At 33.6% G+C, this 9,408-nt stretch carries 7 protein-coding genes and 1 pseudogene; 2 read left to right on the forward strand and 6 right to left on the reverse strand.

Annotated elements, in window-relative coordinates:
* The 6 genes and pseudogenes from ACW2QF_RS10815 to ACW2QF_RS10840 all read right to left on the reverse strand — a co-directional run.
* A pseudogene (locus ACW2QF_RS10815) lies at positions 1-194 on the reverse strand (diaminopimelate epimerase); the annotation flags it as partial.
* Between the two features lie 694 nt (positions 195-888).
* Positions 889-2,070, reverse strand: a complete 1,182-nt coding sequence (locus ACW2QF_RS10820; protein WP_455716018.1) for a trans-sulfuration enzyme family protein — start codon at positions 2,068-2,070, stop codon at positions 889-891.
* A gap of 251 nt (positions 2,071-2,321) precedes the next feature.
* A complete protein-coding gene (locus ACW2QF_RS10825; RefSeq protein ID WP_455716019.1) occupies positions 2,322-3,878 on the reverse strand; it encodes an ABC-F family ATP-binding cassette domain-containing protein in 1,557 nt (518 codons plus the stop codon).
* A 229-nt stretch (positions 3,879-4,107) separates the two neighbouring features.
* Complete coding sequence (locus tag ACW2QF_RS10830) at positions 4,108-5,271, reverse strand: ABC transporter permease (protein ID WP_455716020.1); 1,164 nt, start codon at positions 5,269-5,271, stop codon at positions 4,108-4,110.
* Positions 5,258-6,388 (reverse strand): ABC transporter permease, encoded by a 1,131-nt coding sequence (locus ACW2QF_RS10835; protein WP_455716021.1) that lies wholly within the window; start codon positions 6,386-6,388, stop codon positions 5,258-5,260. The genes ACW2QF_RS10830 and ACW2QF_RS10835 overlap by 14 nt, the downstream gene beginning before the upstream one ends.
* Before the next feature lie 23 nt (positions 6,389-6,411).
* A complete protein-coding gene (locus ACW2QF_RS10840; protein WP_455716022.1) occupies positions 6,412-7,344 on the reverse strand; it encodes an ATP-binding cassette domain-containing protein in 933 nt (310 codons plus the stop codon).
* Positions 7,345-7,619: 275 nt separating this feature from the next.
* Here ACW2QF_RS10840 and ACW2QF_RS10845 point away from each other — a divergent pair, with 275 nt between their 5' ends.
* Together ACW2QF_RS10845 and ACW2QF_RS10850 are read left to right on the forward strand one after the other, a co-directional pair.
* Positions 7,620-8,735 carry a sensor histidine kinase gene (locus ACW2QF_RS10845; protein ID WP_455716023.1) on the forward strand — a complete coding sequence of 372 codons (1,116 nt, stop codon included), beginning with the start codon at positions 7,620-7,622 and terminating at the stop codon, positions 8,733-8,735.
* Positions 8,716-9,342, forward strand: coding sequence for a response regulator transcription factor (locus ACW2QF_RS10850; protein WP_455716024.1), 627 nt, complete (start codon positions 8,716-8,718; stop codon positions 9,340-9,342). Before ACW2QF_RS10845 ends, ACW2QF_RS10850 begins: the two co-directional genes overlap by 20 nt.
* Positions 9,343-9,408: the final 66 nt, after the last annotated feature.

Below are 9,408 nucleotides of genomic sequence, written 5' to 3' on the forward strand. Positions count from 1 at the left end.
CCATCTGGATTAAACATACGCATTCTAAAATCCGCAACCTCAGAAGGACAAATCAAAACCATACCATCAGAACCAATGGCAAAATGTCTATCACTAACATATCTAGCAAGTTCAGGTAAATTATTTAATTTTTGATTAATAGCATCTATATAAACGTAATCATTACCATACGCTTGCATCTTAGTAAAACGAATTCTCATCTTATCTCCATGCCTATCACAAGAACACTTGCGAAACTGCTTCAACAAGCTGAAAGCACGTAAAGCATGGCTCCTTTCATAGATTTTTATTTTTAGGATTACTTGTGTATTTTTAAATACTGAATGCAAAACTCTATATATGTTTTATAGCTTCCTAGCTAACAGTCTATAACACAAAACACGCTACACACCTAAGTACTTCTATGCGTGTACAATACAGGAATCAAAATGGTACGGAAGCGCCTTCGATTCGGCATCCTGCCTCAGCTCAGACTTGTTCGGCATCCATGCCTCACATTCCTAGTTTATATAGTACACACTAAAAAGTACTATAGATGTTTCGCTATTGTTTCTTAGTCATAGTCTGTTAGCTAGGAAGCAGATTTACATTATAGAGAGTTTTGCTATTATTACTTTATAGATACACAAGTACAAGACCTTTGACTCCCAAATCCCCTTTAGGCAATTGTGAAACTCTTTTTGATTTTCTCAGTTTCTTGGCTAACGTATTATAACACGAAACAGTTATATATCATGAAAGTATCGAAATTGCTTATTTTTAATCTTTCATCTACGCATTCCTATAATATTACAGGAATACATCTAAAGAAAATGCGAAACTCATAATAACTTAGATTACACTTCAATATTGAAGTGTTTCGAAACATACCAAAGTTTCGCTCACCACCTAGCCATTTAACGCCTGATCAAGATCCTTGATAATGTCATCTACATGTTCAAGACCAACTGATAAACGTAAGAATGTATCAGTAATGCCCAGTTTTTGTCTTGTTTCTTCTGTTAAGGATTCATGGGTTTGTGTACGTGGATACGTAATTAATGTTTCTGTACCACCTAAACTCTCAGCAAACATAATCATATCAAGATTCGCTAATAATTTCTCCACAGTTTCAAAACTATCTACATTAAAGGAAATCATACCACCAAATCCTGTGGTTTGTTTCTTTGTTACTTCATAGTTAATATGATCTTCAAAACCTACATAATATACTTTTGTAACCTTTGGTTGGGTTCTTAACCAGTTAGCAACTTTAATTGCATTTTCATTATGACGTTCCATACGAACTGGTAATGTCTTCAAACCACGAAGTAATAACCAGCAATCAAATGGTGCAAGCATATTTCCTTGCGTCTTAATTTGACTCGTAATAAACTCAGCCAACTCAGGAGTCTTAACAACAACAAGACCCGCAAGCGCATCATTGTGTCCGCCAATAAACTTAGTACCACTATGAACCACTATATCAGCTCCGAGTGTTAATGGTTTCTGGAAATACGGAGATAGAAATGTATTATCAACAACTGTTAAAGCTCCAATGGATTTTGCAATCTTAGAAATCTCTGCAATATCTGCTACCTTCATCATTGGGTTTGTTGGTGTTTCAATGAAGATTATTTTTGTTTTCTCTGTAACTGCTGCTCTAACATCTTCCACATTTGACATATCAACGTATTTGAAATTAGCACCATATCTACGGTAAATATCTTCACCAATACGATATGTTCCACCATAGATATCATCTGTTAATAATACCTCATCACCTTCATTCAAACTCATGAATACAGCCATATTTGCTGCTTGTCCACTAGTAAATGCAAAACCGGCATACCCTTCTTCTAAAATAGCCATCGTTCTTTCAAGCTCTTGTCTTGTTGGATTTTGAAGACGAGAATAATCAAAACCTGTTGATTGTCCTAGTGCTTTATGACGAAATGTTGATGTCTGATATATTGGAAAGCTTACGGCACCTGTAATTGGATCATTACCTAATGCGCCATGAACAGCTCTTGATTCAAAATGCAAATCTTCTTTTCTGCTATAATCACTAAAATTACTGAAATTCTTCATTGTAATACACACCTCTATACTTTCTGTGATTTCCACATATGTTTCTTGTGAGTAAGCGCGACTCTGTATACAAGAATTTTCGTTCTGGAAGAAATCCTATTCTTTCTAAGGCGAATCGCGTGCATGAAAAAAGTCATAAAAGAATTTTCATTCTCTTATGACTTATTCTTTATTGTTAAATTATAATCCACGTAACATATCATGTCAACTTTTTATAAAAACATTCTATTTTCGTTATCGAATTATAGAACTTAGATTTTCGTAGACCAATTAGAACAATCAATTACTTTCGTAGCAAAATCTTCATAGAAATCTGGTTCATGGCAAATCAAAAGGATACTTCCTTTGTAGGCCTTTAACGCTCTCTTTAATTCGTCTTTCGCTTCTACATCAAGATGGTTTGTAGGCTCATCTAGTAATAAAATGTTAGTTTCTATGTTAATCAATTTACATAGACGTACTTTGGCTTGTTCACCACCACTAAGGACACGAACTTGACTCTCAATATGCTTTGTAGTTAAACCACATTTTGCAAGTGCAGAACGAACTTCATACTGCGTGTAAGAAGGGAACTCTTTCCATATCTCTTCAATACAAGTATTGTTCTTAGCTCCCGTCATTTCTTGTTCGAAATAGCCTTTGTATAAGTAATCCCCTAATACCACTTTTCCTTCAAGAGAAGGAATAATTCCTAAGATACTCTTTAATAATGTGGATTTACCAATACCGTTTGCTCCAGTAAGAACGATTTTCTCACCACGTTCCATAGCAAATGTAATTGGTTTGGATAATGGTTCCTCATATCCAATTACAAGATGCTCCGTTTGGAAGATGTAACGGCTAGCTGCACGAGCTTCTTTGAAGTTAAACTCTGGTTTTGGTTTCTCTTTTGCAAGTTCAATTACATCCATCTTATCTAATTTCTTTTGTCTAGACATCGCCATGTTTCTAGTAGAAACTCTAGCTTTGTTTCTAGCAACGAAATCTTGTAATTCACTAATTTCTTGTTGTTGTCTCTTATAAGCAGCTTCAAGTTGTGCTTTCTTTACTTCATATACTTCTAAGAATTTATCATAATCACCTACATAACGATTTAATTCTGCATTTTCCATATGATAGATAATATTAACTACACTATTAAGAAATGGAATATCATGTGAAATAAGGATAAAAGCACTCTCATATTCTTGTAGATACCGTTTTAGCCATTCAATATGAACAACATCTAAGTAGTTAGTAGGCTCGTCTAATAGAAGAATATCTGGCTTCTCTAATAATAATTTAGCAAGTAAGATCTTCGTTCTTTGCCCACCACTTAAATCCGTTACATCTTTATCAAGTCCAATAGCATCGATACCTAACGCTCTTGAAATTTCATCAACCTTTGAATCAATAATATAGAAATCATGGGAATCTAAGGTGTCCTGAATAACACCAAACTCTTCCATCATAGCTGCAAGTTCATCATCATCTTCTGCTTCTGCCATCTTGTTACATAATTCATTCATCTTCGCTTCAAGTTCAAAAAGAAATGCAAAAGCAGACTTTAATACATCACGAATTGTCATTCCTTTTGTAAGTACTGCATGCTGATCTAAGTACCCTACACGTACATTCTTAGACCATTCTACATTTCCTTCATCTGGCATTAGCTTACCAGTTACTATATTCATAAAGGTAGATTTTCCTTCACCATTGGCCCCTACAAGTCCAATGTGCTCTCCTTTTAACAAACGGAATGACACATTATTAAAGATAGCACGATCTCCAAATCCATGGTTGAGATTGGTTACATTTAATATACTCATAATTACACTCATGCACACCGCAAGCCAGCTTACGATACTGCCTAATATACAGTTGAAAGAAGGCAGTGCATGAATCCTTTCTTGATATTTTAGTCTTTCAACCTATACTTTTTGTCAACTAAGGTTGTTGCATGATGATTCATAATAAAGCATCACACAACAACCTCCATTAATCTACATATTAGTCACTGTATATTATATCGAAAAAAAGTATAAAATCAAGTATAAATTATTCCGTACGCTGACGTCTCTTCTTGCTAACCACAATTGCAATAGCAAATAACGCGGCTGCAAATAAGATTTGTATCCCCATGTAACCTAGTAATTCTTTCACATTTTCATTAGTAAATGTGGTAATTTCCGCAATCCTATCATTGGTAAATATATACCAATAATTTGGCGTAAATTTAGCTACCTTATTTACTGTATCGGATAGTAAATATTGTGGAACGAAAGCTCCACTTATGAATGCAAGTCCTAGGGAACAAACTGTTGAAATTGTTCCAAGAACATTCTCGGATTTGGCTGTTAAACCTACGATATAACCCATAGCTAAAGCGCTAAATAAGAATGCAAAAGTATTTAATATATTAAGTCCCAATCCCAATGTTGTAGCTTTGCTAGGACTAAGCATGATACCGATTACTACCATAATTACAAAGAAAATGAATGCGAAGATAAAATTAGCAAGCATCATCTCCAGATTCGCTCTTTTATCGGAAACGGGAGCTACTATATTCCTTCTTCTAATATTAAGATCATTAAATACCAACATGATACCACCAATACAGGATATAAAACCTGCTACTAAAACATATGATAAGAAATTAAAGAATACTTGATAATAGCTTGTTGCATTCGCTTCTTCCTTTTCCTGTACTAGATTAACAGTACCAGATTCTTTCAGCGTATCTTTTGTTAACCTACATAGTTCACTTAATGATGCTTCTGGCATAGTATCCTTATAGGTTTTCAAGGTGTTAAAGTACGTATTAATCGCATTATCAATATAAAAACTATTCTGTGAATCTGGTACACTTCGTTTATCGATTGCAACTACTTTACCATCTAAGAAGCGTTGTTCAAACCCTTCATCAATCGTTATGATATATTCAACCTTACGGATGAATAAGGCATCTTCTAACTCTTCCTTCCCTGTTCCTACATCAACAAATTCACAGTAGTCTCTTAAATATTCCTTTAAATCTGTTACCAACTCACTTTCCGTATCCTTATTAATGAATGCAGTTGGTACTTTCGTTGCCTTGAATGTTTCATCCGTAGTACTGGAACTAGTATTCATAATTAAAATCCCTATAAATATTCCCACATAGATTAACAAAGTCGGAATTGACTTCTTTAATACTTTGATATATCCATTAAATACTTGCATATTGTCTCCTCCTTGTGGCAAAATAAGTAATTGCTACGAATACTAGAGTTACAAGTACCATACATATAAGATTAAACCAGTATTTTTCGAGCGAATCAAAATAGTATAGATAATATAAACTATCTGTTATAAGATTAGATGGATTGATCTTTGAGAAAAATGGAATATGTTCCGCTACCATATATTTAATTTCAGGATTCATAAGACCCGATAAGAACGAAAGAAATAACACTACTGCATTACAAATCGCATTAACTGTCTTTTCGTTCTTTTTAATAACAGATCGTAACATTGCTCCAAATGTAACACCACAGATACTTCCCAGTACACAGGTTAATACTACTAGTAAGGCTCTTGTACCAAAATCAATAGATAAAACATTCGCCATAAAAGCAATAGCAACAAAAACACAAAGCACTTGAACCGTAATAGCCGCACCAATATTGCAGATTAATAACTTAAGTTTATGAACAGGTGCTACATTAATTCTTGCACCATTAGCAGATTTATCTCCTTGAATATCACTAATCTCGGTTATTCCAAAATTACAACCATATAAACAAGCTAATGACAATAGTGCATAATAGTAAATTAAAGTATAGTCGGGTGCCTTGCCATTTACATTGGTGTCATTAATGTATTCAATACTCTTCATGGAGTCGTTTATTAATTGCTGAACTTTTTCTGGATTAACACTTGCTACAACAGAAATCTTCTTTGCTGTTTGTATATAGTTATCTACAAATGATTTGAGAATTGTCTCTTCAATTCCAGAACCACCGATATATAAGCTTGGCTTCTCACCATCTATGATATATCCAGTTATCTCGCCCTCCAGTAAAAGTTCTTTCGCCTCTTTCTCACTAACTTCTTTTATCTTGAACATATTGGTATCTTCGCTAAACTTTGCTTCCTTTGCAGCATCTAATATATAACTTGGTTCATTAGCTTCAACGAAAGCGATATCAATCATTGTGTATTGCTCTGCTTCATCAAAATTTGAAAACGCTAAACTAAATACAAATGATAAGAAAATCGGAAATAGTGCCGACCAAAATACATTATCTCTCTTCCGAAAGATACATTTCAATCTCATAAAATATAATCTAAGCATCATAGCTCTTATCCACCTTTCTCCCTTTAGTCCCTCAATTCTTTTCCTGTAATTTCAAGGAATACGTCATTCAAAGTAGGAAGTTCCGAATAGATTTTACCTATAGAAATCTTACGACTCTCAAAGTAATTAAGTACATGAACTAAATTATTCTTTCCCTTTTTTGATTTAATCACTGCTGTTTGCCCATTATAAGAAACGCTCGCAATATTTGGTATCTTCTTAATTTCTTCAATATTTTCTTCTGGTAAATGATATGTCTCAAGTGTAATTGTTTCGCCAAGAGAGATCATGTTCTTTAACTCTTCCTTCGTACCACTAGCGATTACTTTCCCATTATCAATAATAGCAATACGATCACAGAGCTGTTCTACTTCTTCCATATAATGTGTCGTATAGATTATGGTTGCTCCACCTTCATTTAATTTCTTAATACCTTCAAGAATCTTATTTCTACTTTGTGGATCTACAGCCACGGTAGGCTCGTCAAGTATGATTAATTTTGGTTTGTGTGCAATACCGCATGCAATGTTAAGTCTTCTAAGAAGACCACCGCTTAATTTCTTAGGATAAAACTTCTTAAAATCTTCTAGCGAAACAAACTCAATTGCTTCTTCTGTTAATCTTCTAATCTCTTTTGGATCTTTCACATAGAGACTACAAAAATAATAAATATTATCATACACAGTAAGTTCATTAAACACTGCAACATTTTGCATAATTAATCCAATATCCCTCTTTATATCATACGCATCTGGTCGCATCTGCTTTCCAAAAATCTCAATGGAGCCTTTGTCATATTTTAATAATGATAGAATACAATTGATTGTTGTTGATTTACCTGAACCATTGGGCCCAAGAAGTCCGAAGATTTCTCCTTCTTGAATCTCAAGATTTAGATGATCTAGGGCTACAAGCTTATCGTATCTTTTAACTAAGTTATTTACTTTGACTATCATACATTCTCCTCCAACATTTTATAAAAATTAAACGCTTTCCTTTTTGATACATTCAAAACTTATTTTCTACAGCATAACTATACCATGTTATGGAAATCGTCTCTAGTGTAAACCGTCATAAAACAATATGACAAATGTAATATGTGTTTTATATTGAGATTTTAAATTTCACATGGTATAGTTGAAGAAGGTAATTGCAAAACTCTTTTCCGTGCACATAGCGTTTCGCAATTGCCTATATAATTTAAGAATGTGTAAGGAAGGGGTCTATAAAGTTGACTGATATCATTGATAAACTTGTATTACTAGCGCTTAACAGTGCCTTTTGTTTTCTATGTATTAACAGTACATACGCAATCGTGTACTTCCTCCTTATTGTTATCTTTTCATGCATCTGTACTTGTACAGAAAAAAAACAAATTCATTTATATGTATTTGTTCTTTATTTAATAATAAGTTCCTTCTTCCCGATTTTACTATATTACCTTCCGATTATGGTTTATGATATATTCACAATCGAATTACAATCGGCTATTGTGTTTGAACTCATTCCGTTTGCTGTTAACTTTGATTTCTATTACAACAACAAGCTACCCGTCTTTTGTATAATGGTTGTAACTGGTTTACTTATCAAATACAAATCAGAAAAGAATACTACATTAATTAACGAATACAATCATCTACGAGATGACACCAAAGAATTGGAGATTATACTTGAGAAACAAAATCAAACGTTACTTGAGAATCAAGACATCGAAATCACTGCTGCTATGTTAAGCGAACGAAACCGGATTTCAAAAGAAATTCACGATAACATTGGACATCTTCTATCAAGATCTCTACTTCAAATAGGTGCCCTACTAACCATAACCAAAGAAGAAATAACAAGAGAAACCTTAACGAGTCTTCGTGATTCCATATCAGATGGAATGGATAGTATTCGAAGCAGTATTCACAACATGCATGATGAATCCATTGACTTATACAATGCCATTCTTAAACTTACAAGTGATTTTACATTCTGCCATGTTAGTTTTCAGTATGATTTAACCAACCAACCAGATGCCAAAATTAAGAGTTGTCTGATTAATATTGTGAAGGAATCCCTAAACAATGTAATGAAACACTCCAATGCGACAAACGTATCTATTAAGTTATTAGAACATCCTGCCATGTACCAGCTTATTATAGCCGATAACGGTACCTTGTCTTCTACTGCTAAATGGTATCTGTCTCAGAACAAAACTGGTGATGGTATGGGTTTACAAAGTATGGCTGATCGTATCAAATCCTTTCAAGGTAATTTTAATATCCTAACGGATAAAGGATTTGAGATATTCATAACTATTCCAAAAAGGGAGGGCATTAATTATGAACATTCTAGTAATTGATGATGATAATTTGGTTTGTTCATCACTAAAAATTATCTTATCAGCAGACCCAGATATCAATGTAATTGGTTCCGATAACAATGGTGCTGCTGCAATCGAATTATATGAGAAGTTAAAACCTGATGTTGTTCTTATGGATATTCGAATGGAGGGTATGACTGGCCTTGAGGCAGGGGAAGTGATCTTAAACAAGCACCCAGAAGCAAAGATTCTATACTTAACCACCTTCTTAGATGATGACTATATTATCAAAGCTTTGAATATTGGCGCGAAAGGATATATGCTCAAACAAAATTATGAAAGTATTATTCCTTCCATCAAAGCAGTTGAGATGGGTCAGAACGTATATGGTTATGAATTTATTACTAAGTTACCGAATCTAATGAACCAAGCTTCTTCTTCAAAAATCTATGAAGACCATGGCATCACTGAAAAAGAATATGAATTAATTACACAAATCGCAGAAGGATATTCCAATAAGGAAATCTCAGAGACACTATTTCTTAGTGAAGGAACCGTACGTAACTACATAAGCCTTATACTTGAAAAATTAAACTTAAGAGATCGTACACAGATTGCTATCTTCTATTATAAGAATAAGCAGTAAATAAATACATAAAATGAAGCTGTTACAAAATTATAAAATAGTCACGCTATGTTATTATAACAAATT

It is taken from the genome of Anaerosporobacter sp. (assembly GCF_965301125.1).

Bases quoted from the DNA above. Each gene is read 5' to 3' on its own strand.
- ACW2QF_RS10820 (WP_455716018.1), bottom strand. From the start codon at position 2,070: ATGAAGAATTTCAGTAATTTTAGTGATTATAGCAGAAAAGAAGATTTG.
- ACW2QF_RS10835 (WP_455716021.1), bottom strand. From the start codon at position 6,388: ATGATGCTTAGATTATATTTTATGAGATTGAAATGTATCTTTCGGAAG.
- ACW2QF_RS10840 (WP_455716022.1), bottom strand. From the start codon at position 7,344: ATGATAGTCAAAGTAAATAACTTAGTTAAAAGATACGATAAGCTTGTA.
- ACW2QF_RS10825 (WP_455716019.1), bottom strand. From the start codon at position 3,878: ATGAGTATATTAAATGTAACCAATCTCAACCATGGATTTGGAGATCGT.
- ACW2QF_RS10830 (WP_455716020.1), bottom strand. From the start codon at position 5,271: ATGCAAGTATTTAATGGATATATCAAAGTATTAAAGAAGTCAATTCCG.
- ACW2QF_RS10850 (WP_455716024.1), top strand. From the start codon at position 8,716: ATGAACATTCTAGTAATTGATGATGATAATTTGGTTTGTTCATCACTA.